The sequence below is a fragment of the Alphaproteobacteria bacterium LSUCC0396 genome, from assembly GCA_041228345.1.
GTDB lineage: Bacteria > Pseudomonadota > Alphaproteobacteria > Puniceispirillales > Puniceispirillaceae > UBA3439.
Window position 1 is genome coordinate 361,926 of sequence record CP166131.1, and the last position, 16,709, is coordinate 378,634.

The following is a 16,709-nucleotide window of genomic DNA, read 5'->3' on the forward strand; positions in this document are numbered from 1 at the left end:
CGGTTAACTGCCTAAAAGTTTCACATCACCTGTAGTGATATGGTGTGTTTGGCCTGAATCATCAAGCAAAAGCATCGTGCCATCCATGCCAAGATCGCGAAAAACCCCTGAAATCGTGGTCTCGCCGCGCATCACGGCAACCGGCTTTTCTAAAAACAAAGCATTTTCTAACCACGCCGTCCGAATAGGGCCAAAGCCAAACCGACAGAAACGCTCATACCATACCGCAAGCCGGTCAATATATGCAGCGGCTAAATCATGCGGACTGGGCAACGTGGCGCGATCAATTGGCCAAATATCAGCCAAAGCAACTGGTGCTATCTTTTGCGCGCCAACCGCCCCCACCGGCGCAATATTGACCCCACTGCCAATAATCAGATTTCGACCATCAACCTCGAGCAGAATACCGGCAATTTTGCCGCCATCTAGCATCACATCATTCGGCCATTTCAATCCAGTTTGCGGCATATCATCGCCAGACAGATGTGTCTCAATCTGTCCGCGCAGCGTTTCCAGAACGGCCAGTGATGCGGCAAATGAAAGGGCAAACCACTGGCTAAGATCAACCGGTGGCCGCAGCAGCACCGATAAATACATTCCGCCCTTTTGGGATGACCAATGACGCCCATGCCGCCCGCGTCCGGCAGTTTGTTCAATGGCGAGAAACGCACTGCCAGCGGGCGCCCCGCTAGCAGCGGCCAGCTTGGCAAGATCAGATGTTGATGTTGCGCTTTGTTCAGTTGTTAGCGACCAGATTAGCGGTTCGATCATACGCGCCTAAAGCTGCGCCATCAGTGAGTCCGCGGCGACACCAGCTGTTTCCAGCAACGGGCTAAGCCCGACAAAGAACAGCAAAATCACCACAATCGAAACACCAAGGACAATTTTATTGGCAACCGGAATTTCAGTATCAAGCGGCTCATCAGTATCTTTAAAATACATGATCTTGATAATGCGCAGATAATAGAACGCGCCAACGACGCTCATCACAACACCGATCACGGCAAGCGGGATCAGGCCAGCATTCACCGCAGCCAAAAACACATACCACTTGCCAAAGAAGCCAGCCAGAGGCGGAATCCCGGCCATTGAGAACATCATGACCATCAGACCAAGTGCCAGCATTGGATGTGTCCGCGACAACCCTTGCAAATCAGCAATGCGGGTTGCCGACTGACCGTCACGGCGCATCAGCAGAATGATTGCAAATGCACCAGCACCCATAAAGATATAGCCAGTCATATAGATCATCACACCAAGCGCACCTTGCTGGGTGCCGGCGGCCAGACCTGCCAGCGCATAGCCCATATGCGCAATTGATGAATAGGCCATCATGCGTTTGATATCGGTTTGCATAATCGCGCCAAGCGCACCAACCAACATTGAGGCAATCGACAGGGCGACCAGCACTTGCGACCATTCGGCCTCGATTGAGCCAAAAGCCCCATAGGTCAGCCGCATCATCAGCGCCATTGCCGCCACTTTTGGGGCGATCGCAAATAATGCTGTTACCGGGCTTGGTGAGCCTTGATAGACATCGGGCGTCCACATATGAAACGGGGCTGCCGAAATCTTGAAGGCAATTGCTGACACCATAAACACCATGCCGACGATAAATACCGCTGGCAGCTGATCGGCTGATACAGCCGCCGCGATGCCGGAAAAGCTGGTCGTGCCAGCAAACCCGTAAACCAGCGACGCGCCATAAAGCAACATGCCCGATGATAATGCCCCAAGCAGAAAATATTTCAATCCAGCCTCGGACGAACGCAGCGAATTGGTTCGCATTGCCGCAACCACATAAAGCGGCAGTGACTGTAACTCGACCGCCATATAAAGCGACATAAGGTCATTAGCCGAAATCATCAGCATCATGCCAACAAGAGCCAGCATCACCAAAAGCGCAAATTCAGGCTTGTTAATATCGTCTTTGGCAAGCGGCGTAATCGACATATAAAGCGCGCCAAATGTGCCAAGCAGAACAAGAATTTTCATGTAATCGGCAAAGCTGTCAGCCCTGAACATCCCGCCAAAAGCGGTTTCGTCACCCGTAGTGCCAGACCATATCAATGCCAACGCAAGCACAATACCGCCAAGCGCAATCCGCGTTACGCGCCGCGCATTGCTAGCGCCCTCGCCGCCGTAGGCCGCAACAAGAACCAGAACAAGCGCCAATGTCGCCAAAAGCATTTCGGGCAAGGCAGGCAGGATATCGGTTAGATCAAATACCATTTTATTTCCTCAACAGACCCTTAATTTGCTGCCAAAATTGACAAGCCGCTTGCCGACAGGCCGTCCAGAACAGACTGGATGGACACCGCCATAACATCAAGAAGCGCCATCGGATAAACCCCAAACAGCAGAACCAAAAATGACAAAGGTAGGAAAATTGTGAATTCACGCATTTGCATTGGCTCCATGGTCTTGACCGCGTCATTAACAATCGCCCCAAACATCACGCGCCGATACAGCCACAGCATATAGGTGGCACCAAGCACCAAACCTGTCGCAGTGAAAAAGGCGACCCAGCTGCTGGCGTGCCACGCGCCCACCAGCACGAGCATTTCACCAACAAACCCGCTTGTTCCCGGCAAGCCAACCGATGCCAGCATCATAAACATGAAAAACACGGCATAGCGCGGCATTACCGTCGCAACGCCGCCATAGGCGCTGATATCGCGTGTATGCAGCCGGTCATAGACAACCCCGACGCAAAAGAATAATGCAGCCGAAACCAGACCGTGGCTGATCATCTGGAACATCGCACCGGCGATCCCCTGTTCGGTCAGGGTGAAGATGCCAACGGTCACAAACCCCATATGGGCGACCGATGAATAGGCAATCATCTTTTTCATGTCAGATTGTGCCAACGCCACCAACGAGGTATAGATCACCGCGATAATCGACAATGTAAAGATTAAGGGTGCAAAAGATTCAGACGCCATCGGAAACATTGGCAATGAAAAACGCAGAAAGCCGTACCCGCCCATTTTCAGCAATACGCCCGCCAAGATCATCGAGCCAGCAGTTGGTGCCTCAACATGGGCATCGGGCAGCCATGTATGGACCGGCCACATTGGCACCTTCACCGCAAATGACGCAAGGAAACCTAGGAACAGCCAAGTTTGCATCGTATCAGCAAACCGATGACCGGCAAGCGCCGGAATATCGGTTGTGCCAGCGTCGATATACATTGCCAGCATACAAACCAGCATAAGCACTGATCCTAGCAGCGTGTATAAAAAGAATTTAAAGGCTGCATAAACACGGCGCGGGCCACCCCATATACCGATGATTAGGAACATCGGGATCAGAACCGCCTCAAAAAACAGATAGAACATCAGCATATCAAGCGAGACAAACATGCCAACCATCATGGTTTCCAGCACCAGAAACGCGATCATATATTCGCGCACCCGAACGGTAATGGCCTGCCAGCTCGCCAAAATCGCGAGCGGGGTCAAAAACGTACTAAGCAGGACAAATGGCATCGAGATACCATCAACACCCATGTGATAGCCGATACCGGTACCAGCCAGCCAGACAGCTTTTTCTTCAAATTGATAGCCGGTTACAGTGCTGTCGAACCCGATTAAAACCGGCAGCGACACCAAAAACGTAAAGCCTGAAACCCACAACGCCACATTGCGTGAATTTTGCGCAATGCTCTGCTCATCGCCTCTAATCAGCAGCAAGAACAGCACACCAGCCAGCGGCAGGAAGGTGACAATAGATAAAATAGGCCAGTTATCAATCATCGCCTAAGCCCCTTTAAACCGAAGATAATACCAGCTGACCAGAACGACGACACCAATCAACATGGCAAAGGCGTAATGGAAGACAAAGCCGGTTTGCACCCGCGAGCAAAATCCCGACAGGCGGAAAACAAAGGCTGACATACCGTCAGGCCCAAAGCCGTCAATCGTATCCCGGTCAACGCGCTGCCAAAGATAAGCACCGATCCGCACCGCTGGGCGGACAAAAACAGCGTCATAAACCTCGTCGAAATACCATTTATTGTAAAACAGCTGATGAACGGGCCGAAACGCCGCCGCAATCCGCGCTGGCATCGATGTCCAATAGCCATAAAACAGCACCGCAAGCGCCACACCGCTTGTCGCCAGAACGATTGGCAACAGCTTGACCCAACTCGGCACATGATGCGCGTCAATCATTGCCGTATTGGTTGGCAAGATAAAGATTGATGCCCCCCAGAACTGTGTCATGCCCTTGCCGACAAACATCTCGTAACCGAGCCAGCCCGCAAATACGGCGCCAATCGCCAATACCAGCAGGGGCAGGGTCATAACGCGCGGCGATTCATGCACATGTGCCATAACCTCGGCACTGGCGCGGGGCGCACCATGGAACGCCATGATTAACAGACGCCAGCTATAAAACGCTGTTAGGAACGCCGCCAGACAGCCCAGCCAGAACGCCATACCGCCAACCCCGCTATTGGCGGCATAGGCAGCTTCAAGGATCATATCTTTTGAGTAATAACCGGCAAAAAATGGGAACCCGGCAAGTGCTAGCGAGCCGATCCACATCATCGCATAGGTAACGGGTACTTTTTTCCAAATCCCACCCATATTACGAAGATCCTGCTCATCCGACATTGCATGGATAACCGACCCTGCACCAAGGAACAGCAACGCCTTGAAAAAAGCGTGCGTGGTCAGGTGGAACATTGCCGCCGGATAGGCCGAAACGCCCACAGCAAAAAACATATAGCCAAGCTGTGAGCAGGTCGAATAGGCAATCACCCGCTTGATATCAAACTGTGTCATGCCAACTGTCGCAGCAAAAATTGCCGTCAACGCGCCAATGACAGTGATTACATCCAGAGCGAACGGGGCAAATTCCAGCATCGGTGACAGGCGGCAAATCATAAAGACCCCGGCGGTCACCATCGTTGCCGCATGGATAAGAGCAGATACAGGTGTCGGCCCCTCCATCGCATCGGGCAACCATGTGTGCAGGCCAAGCTGGGCAGATTTACCCATTGCGCCAATAAATAGCAGAATACCAGCAACTTCCAGCGCTGGCAGACGATAGCCAAGGAAATTCATTTCGGTCGCTGCAATCACACTCGATTGGGCAAAGATATCGTCAAACTGAACCGAACCGAACAACGCATAAACCGCCAAAATGCCCAGTGCAAAGCCAAAGTCACCAACCCGATTCACCACAAAAGCCTTCATCGCGGCGGTATGTGCAGAGTCTTTTTTGTACCAGAATCCGATCAGCAAATATGAGGCGACACCAACCCCTTCCCAGCCAAAGAACATCTGCACCAGATTATCGGCGGTGACAAGCATCAGCATGGCAAAGGTAAACAGGCTAAGATAGGCCATAAACCGTGCCCGCGCATTGTCGTGCGACATATAGCCAATCGAATAGATATGCACCATCGACGACACGCCCGTCACCACGATCAGCATCACCGCGGTCAATGTATCGAACCGCAGGCTCCAATCAGCAACAAAGGTGCCCGAGGTGATCCAGCGCGCGACAACGACCGTTTCAGGAACCCCGCCGATTGCCACATTCGCAAAGGCGATTATCGAGAACAGCAACGACAGCAAAAGGCCTGAAACCGTCACGATTTCAGCCGCGCGATCCCGATTATAAAGGCTCAGAAAGCCGGCGATCACAGCCCCTAGCAAGGGAAGGAAAACGATGAGCGAATACATGAACTGCCCTACCCCTTCAAAATATTCACATCTTCAACCGCGATCGAACCACGGTTGCGGAAAAACACCACGAGAATGGCAAGACCAATAGCCGCCTCAGCCGCCGCAACGGTCAGGATAAACAGCGAGAAAATCTGCCCCTCGAGGTTATTTCCATAAGCCGAAAAGGCGACCATGTTGATATTGACCGCAAGCAGCATTAACTCAATCGACATCAAAATCGTGATGACGTTTTTCCGGTTTAAAAAAATACCAAAAATACCAAGGGCAAATAACATTGCCGATACAACCAGATAATGATTAAGCGTTAGTTCCAACATGACGCCACCCCCCTATTGATCACTGGGACTGCAAGTGGCAGTCCGATCATGTGCCCGGCTGTTTTCCTGACCGTCTAGTTGATCCTTTGCCCTCGCCTCCGCCTTCGCTTTTGCCGACGGCATTTTAACAATCTCCATCACATCTTCGCGCCGGCGGCTATTTTGCGCAGCAATCGACTGTCGCCGCACTCCAGCCCGCTTGCGCATGGTCAGTGAAATCGCGCCAATCATCGCCACCAGCAGAATCAGCCCTGCAATCTGGAATAAAAAGGCATATTTCGTGTACAGCACGCCGCCAATCTGGGTGGTATTGGCAATATCCGACGCGGTTGGCAGGCTGGCGTTCGAAAACGCATCGCTATACATCGCTGCCACCAGTTCAAACACAAGTATGCCGCCAACAATCAGTCCAAGCGGCAGGTATTTCTGGAACCCAGCGCGCATTTCGGCAAAATTGATATCCAGCATCATCACAACGAACAGGAATAACACCGCCACCGCGCCGACATAAACCACAACCAGCAGCATCGCCAGAAATTCGGCACCGATGAGAACAAACATTCCCGCCGCATTGAAAAATGCCAAAATCAGAAACAGCACCGAATAGACAGGGTTGCGTGACACCACCACCATCAAGCCGCTGGCAAGCATGACGCCAGCAAACAGGTAAAAGAACAGGGCTTCAATCATTATATAGCTGTCTTTCTCTTAATCATCGCCATGCCGTACCATGCTGCCTAACGCCATTTCGCGTCGGCGGCTAGGTTACGGGCAATTTCGGTTTCCCAGCGGTCACCATTCGCCAACAGCTTGTCTTTATCGTAATACAGCTCTTCACGGGTTTCGGTGGCAAATTCAAAATTTGGACCCTCGACAATCGCATCAACCGGACAGGCCTCCTGACAAAAGCCGCAATAGATACATTTTGTCATGTCGATGTCATAGCGGGTCGTGCGGCGGCTGCCATCATCCCGCGGCTCGGCCTCGATCGTGATGGCCTGCGCCGGGCAAACTGCCTCGCATAATTTACAGGCAATACAGCGCTCTTCGCCATTCGGATACCGGCGCAAAGCGTGCTCGCCGCGAAACCTAGGGGACAGGCTGCCCTTTTCATAAGGATAGTTAATCGTGACTTTTGGCTTGAAGAAATACTTCAAGGTCAAAAACAGCCCCTTGCCAAGCTCAAGAAGCAGAAACGAGCGAACGGCATTTACCAAAGCGGACATCTGGTATCTCTCCCTAACCCAAGGTCACATCAGGCAAACGGTCGGTCACCAAAAGGAAACCGGCGGTCAGCACCACATATAGCAGCGAAAATGGCAAAAAGATTTTCCAACCAAGACGCATCAGCTGATCATAACGATATCGCGGCGTTGTTGCCCGCACCCATAAGAACACAAACAACACCAGCATGATCTTGATAATGAACCATAATGGCCCCGGAATGATATTCAGCGGCCAGATATCAAACGGTGGAAGCCACCCGCCCAAGAACAGCACAACGGTCATGCTGCTCATCAGGATCATATTTGCATATTCGCCAAGGAAGAACAGCGCAAACGACATTGATGAATATTCAACGAAATAGCCGGCAACCAATTCAGACTCGCCCTCGGGCAAATCAAAAGGCGCACGATTTGTTTCGGCAAGGGTTGAAATAAAGAAAACCACAAACATTGGCAACAACGGCAGCGCAAACCACATCCCGCGCTGAGCCTCGACAATCCCGCTCAAGTTCAGCGTTCCTGCACATAACAGGACATTGATGATAACAAGACCCATCGACACTTCGTAGGACACCATCTGCGCCGCCGAGCGCAATGCGCCCAAAAACGCATATTTCGAGTTACTGGCCCAGCCCGCCATGATCACGCCATAAACGCCAAGCGATGAAATGGCAAACAGGTACAAAATGCCAACATTGATATTCGCAATCACCAGATCTTCGCCAAACGGGATAACCGCCCATGCCACAAGCGACAGGATGAAGGTAAGCATTGGCGCGATCATAAAGACAATTTTATTTGCACCGGCTGGCATGATCGTTTCTTTTGCCATCAGCTTTAACGCGTCGGCAAATGGCTGGAAAAGGCCAAACGGGCCAACCACATTCGGCCCTTTACGAAGCTGCATAAAGCCGATGACCCGGCGCTCGGCAAGGGTTAGATAGGCGACCGCAATCAATAACGGCCCGATCACAACCATAATCTTGGCCACAACCCAGCCAAGCTCCAAAATCCAGTCCTGTGTCAGAAAATCCATCATCATCGTCACTCCGCTGCAACCGAGGCGCCGCTATCGGCCCCGCTGGCACGGACACAATCCGCCATCGTTTCAGACGCACGGCTAATCGCACAGGTCATATAGAAATTATCGAACGCCTGACCAACCGGCTCGGCAGACAGTTTTGCCCGCCCGCCAAATGCCGCCCATTTCGCCGGCGCAATGTCATCAGCATCGGCAAAATGCGGAAATTCAGCACATAAAGCCTCACGCAATTCTGCCAGCGTGTCAAAGCCGATTGACTTGCCGACGGCACCAGAAACGGCGCGAATAATTGACCAATCTTCGCGCGCATCACCGGGCGGGAATGCAGCCCGGCTTGCATATTGGACACGGCCTTCAGTGTTGACATAGATGCCATCTTTTTCGGTGTAGGCGGCACCTGGCAACACCAGATCCGCATGATGCGCCCCTGCATCACCATGATGCCCCTGATAAACCACAAAGCTAGCGGCAAACGGTTCGAGGTCCAGCTCGTCAGCCCCAAGCAACCAAACAAGGTCCAGCTCGCCAGCCTTGGCCGCCTTGGCCATCTCTGCAACATCCATACCGCCGCGGCCGGGCACAAACCCAAGATCAAGCCCGCCAACACGCGCCGCCGCATTATGAAGGACGTTAAAGCCGTTCCAGTCTTTTGTAACAACGCCATAAGTCTCGGCAATCTGGCGTGCCTTGCCCAGCATCGCCGCGCCATCTGCACGCGCTAAAGCGCCCATACCAATGATGATCATCGGCCGTTTGGCCTTTTTCAGCTTGGCCGCGAATTTATGGCTGCCATCGGCCAGCGATCCCAGAATTGCCGGATCTTCGCCAAGAAATTGAGCGTCATAGGTAAGGTCAATTTTTGGCCCCACCACCGCAATCGGTAACCGGCTAGACAGCCAGTTGCGCCGGATACGCGCATTCAGCACAGCCGCCTCGATGCGCGGATTACTGCCAATAATTAAAATCGCATCAGCATCATCGATGCCGGCAATGGTCGAATTAAACAGATAACCGGCGCGTTTACCGCCAATTTTTGCGCCATCCTGACGGCAATCAATATTCGGGCTGCCAAGGCGTGTCATCAGGCTTTTCAGCGCATACATCGCCTCGGCATCGACCTGATTACCGGCAATTGCTGCGATTTTATTAGGTTTGGCTTTGCGCAAGGCTGTTGCCAGAGTTTTCAGAGCCTCGTCCCAGCTTACCGGATGAAGCCGACCGTCTTGGCCTCGTGCATAGGGCTTGTCGAGGCGTTGCCGGCGCAGACCATCAATTGCATAACGGGTCTTATCGGAAATCCATTCTTCATTGATATCTTCATTAAGGCGCGGCAAAACACGCATGACTTGCGCCCCTCTGGCATCAACCCGGATATTGCTGCCAAGCGCATCCATTACGTCAATCGTCTCAACCTTGTTCAACTCCCACGGCCGCGCGGTAAAGGCATAAGGCCGCGAGGTCAAAGCCCCAACCGGACATAAGTCAATCACATTCGCCGACAATTCAGACGCAAGCGTCTTTTCAAGATAGGTCGTGATTTCCATCGTTTCACCGCGGCCAATCGCGCCCAAGTCAGGCACACCAGCAACCTCGGTAGCAAACCGAACACAGCGCGTACAATGAATACAGCGGGTCATAACCGTACTGATCAACGGCCCCATATGCTTGTTATCAACTGCGCGTTTATTCTCGGCAAAACGTGATCCGTCCAGACCAAACCCCATCGCCTGATCTTGCAAGTCGCATTCGCCGCCCTGATCACAGATCGGGCAATCAAGCGGATGGTTGATCAGCAGAAATTCCATCACGCCTTCGCGCGCTTTTTTCACCCGATCAGTATCGGTACGAATAACCATACCGTCACCAGCTGGCATCGCGCATGACGCAATTGGCTTTGGCGCGCGTTCCATATCAACAAGGCACATCCGGCAATTGCCAGCAATCGACAAGCGATCATGATAGCAAAAGCGCGGAATTTCTACACCAGCCGCCTCGCACGCATGAAGCACGGTTGAGCCGTCTTCAACTTCCACTTCAACATCATTTACCGTCATTTTTGGCATGGTGCTGTCCGTTTCCTATTCTGCCGCATTCACAGCGTCAACCGCATGGCGCGCCGCAATCCGTCGTTCGATTTCGGGCCGGAAATGTTTGATAAGCCCCTGAATTGGCCATGCCGCAGCATCACCAAGCGCACAGATTGTATGACCCTCAATCTGGCGTGTTACCTGCTCAAGCGTGTCAATCTCATGGCTTTCCGCCTCACCACGAACAAGCCGTTCCATCATCCGCCACATCCAGCCAGTACCTTCACGGCACGGCGTGCATTGTCCGCAGGATTCATGCTTGTAAAAATATGATAGCCGCGAGATCGCCTTGACGACATCAGTGCTTTTATCCATCACGATAATGCCGGCAGTGCCAAGGCCAGTTCCAGCATTGCGAAGGGCGTCAAAATCCATCGTCATGTCGGCACAGACATCTTTTGGCATCAGCGGCGTTGATGATCCGCCCGGAATAACCGCCAGCAAATTATCCCAGCCACCGCGAACCCCGCCAGCGTGCTTTTCGAGCAATTCACGAAGCGGAATGCCCATTTCTTCTTCAACATTGCAAGGGTTATTCACATGACCGGAAATACAGAAAAGCTTGGTGCCGGTGTTATTTTCCTTGCCAAGACCGGCGAACCAGTCGGCCCCCCGGCGCAAGATTGTCGGCGCAACAGCAATAGATTCGACGTTATTGACTGTGGTTGGGCAGCCGTAAAGACCAACACCAGCGGGAAATGGCGGCTTTAGGCGCGGCTGGCCTTTGCGACCTTCCAGCGACTCAAGCAATGCGGTTTCTTCACCGCAGATATAAGCCCCCGCCCCGCGATGCAGGTAAATATCAAAGGCCCAGCCTGATTTTGCTGCATCCTTGCCAAGCAGACCCGCATCATACGCCTCGTCAATCGCGGCCTGAAGACGGCGCGCTTCATTCACAAATTCGCCGCGTATGTAAATATAAGCCGCATGGGCGCGCATCGCGAAACCGGCAATAACACAGCCCTCAAGCAATTTATGAGGCTCATGACGGATAATATCGCGGTCTTTACACGTGCCAGGTTCGGACTCGTCGGCATTGACCACCAGATAATGTGGCCGATCCTTAACCTCTTTTGGCATAAATGACCATTTCAGGCCGGTTGGAAAGCCAGCACCACCACGTCCACGCAGGCCAGAAGCCTTCATCCGTTCGACAATTTCATCATGCCCAAGCGCCAATATTGCGGCGGTCTTGTCCCAGTCGCCGCGCGCCTTTGCGCCCTTAAGCCCGGCATCACCCCAGCCATAGATATTGGTGAAAATACGGTCTGCATCATTAAGCATTGGCTTGGCTCCGCTTTTTTGTTGCGCCCGACGCCGCTGATTTTGGCTTTGCTGCCGCCAGCGTTGTTGCGCCGGTTGTTGCCTCAGATCCAGACCGACCGAGAACCGACCCAACCGGTAATGGCGCATCAGCCTCAAGCGAGTCGAGAAGCGCACTGGTCGACTGATAGTCCAGATCTTCGTAAAAATCATCGTTCACTTGCAGAATAGGCGCATTTACACACGCGCCAAGACATTCAACCTCAAGCAACGAGAATTTTCCGCACCGAGATGTCTCGCCCGATGAAATTTGATAGCGATCCTTGATCGCGCGCATCATCTCATCCGAACCACGCAGCCAACAAGGGGTGGTGGTACAGGCTTGCAGGAAATATTTCCCAACAGGCTTTAGATTGAACATCGTGTAAAAGGTCGCAACCTCGAGAACACGAATTTCGGCCATATCCAGCTTTTTAGCGATTAGCTCAATCGCCTTCATCGGGATCCAGTTATCATGCTGGCGCTGCGCCAGATCAAGAAGCGGCATCACCGCACTCGCCTGACGCCCTTTTGGGTATTTTGCCACAATCCGCTTGATCTCTGCTTCATTTTCCTTGGAAAAGGCAAAGCTGTCAGGCTGATCACTGGCAATACGGGCTTCAATACTCATCGGTCAATCTCACCAAAAACAATATCAAGCGATCCAATAATCGCCACTGAGTCGGCCAGCATATGACCGCGCGACAAATGATCTACTGCCGCCATGAAATAGAATCCCGGGGCGCGAATTTTGCACCGGTAAGGCTTGTTCGTGCCATCCGACACCAAATAAACACCAAATTCACCCTTTGGCGCTTCGACAGCGGTATAGCTCTCTCCCTCGGGCACATGAAAACCCTCGGTATAAAGCTTGAAATGATGGATCAGCGCCTCCATCGAATTCTTCATCTCACCGCGATGCGGCGGAGTCACCTTATGATCTGGTGCCATAACCGGCCCATCAGGCATCCCTGCAATCGCCTGCTCGATAATTCGCAGCGACTGGCGCATTTCTTCAATCCTGACCAGATAACGCGCATAGCAATCACCGGTTTTGCCAACCGGGATATCAAAATCCATGTCATCATAGGCGTCATAAGGCTGGGTTTTACGTAAATCCCATGCAACCCCTGATCCACGCAGACACGGGCCGGTCATGCCAAGCGATAATGCGTCTTCCTCGGAAATCACCCCGATATCAACGGTACGCTGTTTAAAGATACGGTTCTCGCTTAGCAGGGTTTCCATATCCTGAATAAAGGCGGGAAATGTTTTCGCCCAATTATTGATGTCGCGCAGCAAATCATCAGGCAGATCCTGATGCACCCCACCGGGGCGGAAATAGGCAGCGTGAAGACGCGCCCCGCAAGCACGCTCATAAAATCCCATCAGATGTTCGCGCTCTTCAAAACCCCACAAAAGCGGCGTCATCGCCCCGACATCAATGGCAAAGGTTGTCAGGTTCAATAAATGGTTCAAGATACGGCCGATCTCGCAGTAGAGAACCCGGATATATTGAGCCCGGCGCGGCACCGTGATGCCAAGCGCCTTTTCAACCGACAACGCCCACGCGTGTTCTTGGTTCATCGGCGATACGTAATCAAGCCGGTCGAAATAAGGCAAAGCCTGCAGATAGGTTTTATGCTCAATCAGCTTTTCAGTGCCGCGATGCAGCAACCCGATATGCGGATCGGCGCGTTCAATCACCTCGCCATCCATCTCAAGGACAAGCCGTAAAACCCCGTGCGCCGCCGGATGCTGCGGGCCAAAATTCATCGTTATCGGTTTGATTTGCATCTCTGCCATGATGGTACCTCTAACCCCCTATTTCGCCGTTTTGTCAGGGTCAGATGCGGCTGGCTTGCCGCCAAGCTCGCTATGCATCCCTTCCCACGGGCTAAGGAAATCAAAATCGCGGAATTCCTGCACCAAATGAACCGGCTCGTTGATCACACGGCGCTGTGCATCATCATACCGCACCTCAACATGACCGGTTAGCGGGAAATCTTTGCGCAATGGATGGCCTTCAAAACCGTAATCGGTGAGTAACCGGCGCAGATCAGGATGGCCAGCAAAGAATATGCCGAACATATCCCAGACTTCACGCTCGGCCCAGTTTGCGGCCATAAACACGGCGGTAACCGACGGCACGGTTTGCCCTTCGGCGACCACCGCGACAACGCGCAACCGCATGTTATTTTCCATCGACAGCATCTGATAAACGACATCAAACCTGTCTTTACGCTCGGGGTAATCAACTGCAGTCAGGTCGATCAATTGGGTAAAGGCGGCCTGCCGATCATCGCGCAGCAGCATCAGCAATTGCGCCACATCCGCGGCGTTCACCTGCACTTCAATCTCACCATGGACGACCTCAGATGACAGCGGCAGCCCCTGCCCGATATCACGAAGGTGATCTGCCATAAGCTGAAGCGGCGGCTCGCTGGTATCGCCAACATTATCAATTAGGTCATTGTCATTCATTGCAGCGCCCTTTCAAGGCTAGCTAACATAAAACGTTACGGAAAACTGGCCTAACTGCGTGCAATTGTTGCGGTGCGACGAATCTTTTTCTGTAGTTGCAATAGGCCGTATATCAATGCTTCCGCAGTTGGCGGGCAACCAGGCACATAAACATCAACCGGAACAATCCGGTCACAGCCACGAACCACGGCATAGGAATAATGGTAATAACCGCCGCCATTGGCGCATGATCCCATCGACAGCACCCAACGCGGCTCTGGCATCTGATCATACACACGGCGCAATGCTGGTGCCATTTTATTGGTCAGCGTACCAGCCACAATCATCACATCCGACTGGCGCGGGCTTGGCCGGAACAACATCCCATACCGGTCCATATCGTACCGGCTTGCGGCTGAATGCATCATCTCAACGGCGCAGCAAGCAAGACCAAAAGTCATCGGCCATAATGAGCCAGACCGCGCCCAGTTGAACAGTTTGTCCGCCTTGGCAATCACAAAGCCACGGTTGGTGATTTCATCACCAACGGCGCGAAGGATAGCGTCTTGATCAGCGCCCGGCGGTATTGGCGATGCCAATGATGGATCCATCACTCCCATTCCAACGCTCCCTTTTTCCATTCATAGATAAACCCGATAGTCAGGACAGCCAGAAACAGCATCATTGACCAGAAACCAAACAATCCGATACCGCCAAGCGCGACCGCCCATGGGAACAGAAATGCCACCTCAAGGTCGAAGATAATAAACAGAATCGCAACAAGGTAAAACCGAACATCGAATTGACGCCGGGAATCATCAAAGGCATCAAAACCGCATTCATAGGCGGTCATTTTTTCGCTGTCAGGGCGCTGATTTCCGAACACAAAAGCAGTCAAAACAAAGGCAACGGATAGGCCGATTGCAATGGCAAAAAAGACTGCGATCGGCAGATATTCACCAAGAAACAAATCCAATAGGGGCTCCTAGGTTTAGGGCTTGGGACTTACCCCTTTGGGAATAATTCAGCGCCGCTCTAATTGCAAGTCGCAAAGCAGAAAAATATCGGATAAAAGCCAAATTTCTGGTAATTGCCCGACATCGCCATATCGGCCTACCGCAATGGCTGGTGTGGCGGCTGTTTTTAGGGGCGGTCACGACAGAAGGTTGCGTCCGGCATTGATCATTGCCTAAGCTGCAATAAAACCTCTAGCGCGACTACGAAATAAGGATTAACCCGATGCAAAGCCCATCCTCATCAAATCAGATTCCCGACATGGCAGCCCTGCTTGGCTGGGGGGGGCTCGTTCCGTTTGGGCTGGCGGCATTGGGCACGCATAGCGGCGTTGATGCGCTGGTGCTTTATGGCTTTATCGGCGGTACGGCGTATGGCGCGATAATTCTCAGCTTTCTTGGCGCGGTGCATTGGGGGCTGACAATGCAGGATAATCGCAGCCCCTATTGGTATGTCTGGTCGGTTACGCCGGCTTTATTGGGTTTTGCCAGCTTGCTGATCTTTGATGTAAATTACCGAATATTCGCGCTAATCCCGCTTTTTGGGCTGGCTTGGTCGGTTGATCATCAGGCCGCCATCCGCGGGTTAATCCCAGACTGGTATATGCGGCTTCGCACGCTATTAACAGCCGGTGCGGTGATCAGTCTTGCGGCAATGTTGCTGGCCTGAAAAACTGCCTAGCGTGCGCGGATCATGATCAGATTACCACTGACCACAAGCCCAAGCCCGATCACCCCAAGCACACCCCATTGATAATTCTCAAAAATTGTCGATAGAAGCAAAGCAAAAACTGGAAATATGACGGTGGCATAGCCAGCCCGGCTAGCGCCGATCCTGCCGATCAGAACGAGATAACAGCTAAAGGTCAGCACCGACGAGACAATCGTCAACCAGAGTAATGAGCCGATATAGAGCGGGGTTTGCTCGATCATGAATTCATTGCCTGTGATGAGTGATCCGAGCCCAAGATAACCGGCGCCATAAACCATGCCCCATGCGGCTGACGCAAAAACCGGAATGGCTTGGCGCTGGCTATCTGCCGAGACCATATTGCCACTGCAAAAAAATAACGTGCCAATCAGACATAAAACAAGGCTGGGCAACGCGGCGTCTGAAACCCTTAATTCCGGCCAATAAAGTAGCGCAACACCGCTAATGCCGACAACGGCTGCCAGCAAATGCAAAGCTGGCGGGCGCTGCCGGCCAAGAGCCGCCGTCATCAGTACATTTACCAGCGAAGCGGTCGAAAAAACCACTGCCAGCAAGCCCGACGCCACACCATTGGCCGCATGGTAGAACAGGGTGAAATTGCCGGAAAAGATAAACAGACCAAGCGCGGCAAACCGCCAGTGCAAACGCCAGTGAAACCATGTTGGCTGACCCGAAATATAGGCCAGCAGAAACATCATCGGCGCCGCCATCAAAAATCGCCAAAACAGTGATATTTCAGGCGCGACTACACCCAAATGCCATTTCAGCGGTAACCAGCTTGTCGACCAGCCAAACACCACGCCAGCATAGAGCAGCAGGTCAAATGGTGTCATAATGCCCCCTAACCA

17 protein-coding genes are annotated in these 16,709 nt (G+C 52.6%); 1 reads left to right on the forward strand and 16 read right to left on the reverse strand.

The annotated features are described in order from the left end of the window. Nucleotides 1-3: 3 nt before the first annotated feature. The 15 genes from AB8881_01800 to AB8881_01870 are packed head-to-tail and all read right to left on the reverse strand — an operon-like array spanning nucleotide 4 to nucleotide 15,112. Nucleotides 4-771, reverse strand: a complete 768-nt coding sequence (locus tag AB8881_01800; GenBank protein XDZ63648.1) for a biotin--[acetyl-CoA-carboxylase] ligase — start codon at nucleotides 769-771, stop codon at nucleotides 4-6. Between the two features lie 6 nt (nucleotides 772-777). Beyond that, the gene (gene nuoN, locus AB8881_01805) at nucleotides 778-2,232 is read right to left on the reverse strand and encodes an NADH-quinone oxidoreductase subunit NuoN (protein XDZ63649.1); all 1,455 of its coding nucleotides are present in this window, start codon (nucleotides 2,230-2,232) and stop codon (nucleotides 778-780) included. A gap of 20 nt (nucleotides 2,233-2,252) precedes the next feature. Then, nucleotides 2,253-3,755, reverse strand: a complete 1,503-nt coding sequence (locus tag AB8881_01810) for an NADH-quinone oxidoreductase subunit M (GenBank protein ID XDZ64487.1) — start codon at nucleotides 3,753-3,755, stop codon at nucleotides 2,253-2,255. A gap of 6 nt (nucleotides 3,756-3,761) precedes the next feature. Further along, nucleotides 3,762-5,696 (reverse strand): NADH-quinone oxidoreductase subunit L, encoded by a 1,935-nt coding sequence (gene nuoL, locus AB8881_01815; protein ID XDZ63650.1) that lies wholly within the window; start codon nucleotides 5,694-5,696, stop codon nucleotides 3,762-3,764. Nucleotides 5,697-5,704: 8 nt separating this feature from the next. Then, complete coding sequence (gene nuoK, locus AB8881_01820) at nucleotides 5,705-6,013, reverse strand: NADH-quinone oxidoreductase subunit NuoK (protein XDZ64488.1); 309 nt, start codon at nucleotides 6,011-6,013, stop codon at nucleotides 5,705-5,707. Between the two features lie 15 nt (nucleotides 6,014-6,028). Further along, nucleotides 6,029-6,709: an NADH-quinone oxidoreductase subunit J gene (locus AB8881_01825; GenBank protein ID XDZ64489.1), complete on the reverse strand. Its 681-nt coding sequence runs from the start codon at nucleotides 6,707-6,709 to the stop codon at nucleotides 6,029-6,031. A 44-nt stretch (nucleotides 6,710-6,753) separates the two neighbouring features. After that, complete coding sequence (gene nuoI, locus AB8881_01830; GenBank protein XDZ63651.1) at nucleotides 6,754-7,242, reverse strand: NADH-quinone oxidoreductase subunit NuoI; 489 nt, start codon at nucleotides 7,240-7,242, stop codon at nucleotides 6,754-6,756. Between the two features lie 13 nt (nucleotides 7,243-7,255). Beyond that, nucleotides 7,256-8,281, reverse strand: coding sequence for an NADH-quinone oxidoreductase subunit NuoH (gene nuoH / locus AB8881_01835; GenBank protein ID XDZ64490.1), 1,026 nt, complete (start codon nucleotides 8,279-8,281; stop codon nucleotides 7,256-7,258). A gap of 5 nt (nucleotides 8,282-8,286) precedes the next feature. Next, complete coding sequence (gene nuoG / locus AB8881_01840; protein XDZ63652.1) at nucleotides 8,287-10,347, reverse strand: NADH-quinone oxidoreductase subunit NuoG; 2,061 nt, start codon at nucleotides 10,345-10,347, stop codon at nucleotides 8,287-8,289. A 15-nt stretch (nucleotides 10,348-10,362) separates the two neighbouring features. Continuing rightward, complete coding sequence (gene nuoF / locus AB8881_01845) at nucleotides 10,363-11,655, reverse strand: NADH-quinone oxidoreductase subunit NuoF (GenBank protein XDZ63653.1); 1,293 nt, start codon at nucleotides 11,653-11,655, stop codon at nucleotides 10,363-10,365. Continuing rightward, nucleotides 11,648-12,304 carry an NADH-quinone oxidoreductase subunit NuoE gene (gene nuoE / locus AB8881_01850; GenBank protein ID XDZ63654.1) on the reverse strand — a complete coding sequence of 219 codons (657 nt, stop codon included), beginning with the start codon at nucleotides 12,302-12,304 and terminating at the stop codon, nucleotides 11,648-11,650. The genes nuoF and nuoE overlap by 8 nt, the downstream gene beginning before the upstream one ends. Next, on the reverse strand, nucleotides 12,301-13,479 hold the full coding sequence (locus AB8881_01855; protein ID XDZ63655.1) for an NADH-quinone oxidoreductase subunit D: 1,179 nt from the start codon (nucleotides 13,477-13,479) through the stop codon (nucleotides 12,301-12,303). Before AB8881_01855 ends, nuoE begins: the two co-directional genes overlap by 4 nt. 18 nt (nucleotides 13,480-13,497) lie before the next feature. Next, a complete protein-coding gene (locus tag AB8881_01860) occupies nucleotides 13,498-14,157 on the reverse strand; it encodes an NADH-quinone oxidoreductase subunit C (protein XDZ63656.1) in 660 nt (219 codons plus the stop codon). A gap of 50 nt (nucleotides 14,158-14,207) precedes the next feature. Beyond that, entirely contained in the window at nucleotides 14,208-14,756 is a 549-nt protein-coding gene (locus AB8881_01865; GenBank protein ID XDZ63657.1) for an NADH-quinone oxidoreductase subunit B family protein, read from the reverse strand. Beyond that, nucleotides 14,747-15,112 (reverse strand): NADH-quinone oxidoreductase subunit A, encoded by a 366-nt coding sequence (locus tag AB8881_01870; GenBank protein XDZ63658.1) that lies wholly within the window; start codon nucleotides 15,110-15,112, stop codon nucleotides 14,747-14,749. The genes AB8881_01865 and AB8881_01870 overlap by 10 nt, the downstream gene beginning before the upstream one ends. Nucleotides 15,113-15,375: 263 nt before the next feature. On the opposite strand from AB8881_01870, the gene AB8881_01875 reads away from it, so the two are divergent. Further along, a complete protein-coding gene (locus AB8881_01875; protein ID XDZ63659.1) occupies nucleotides 15,376-15,819 on the forward strand; it encodes a DUF3429 domain-containing protein in 444 nt (147 codons plus the stop codon). Nucleotides 15,820-15,827: 8 nt separating this feature from the next. On the opposite strand, the gene AB8881_01880 is transcribed toward AB8881_01875, so the two are convergent. After that, nucleotides 15,828-16,694 (reverse strand): DMT family transporter, encoded by an 867-nt coding sequence (locus AB8881_01880; protein XDZ63660.1) that lies wholly within the window; start codon nucleotides 16,692-16,694, stop codon nucleotides 15,828-15,830. Nucleotides 16,695-16,709 lie beyond the last annotated feature (15 nt).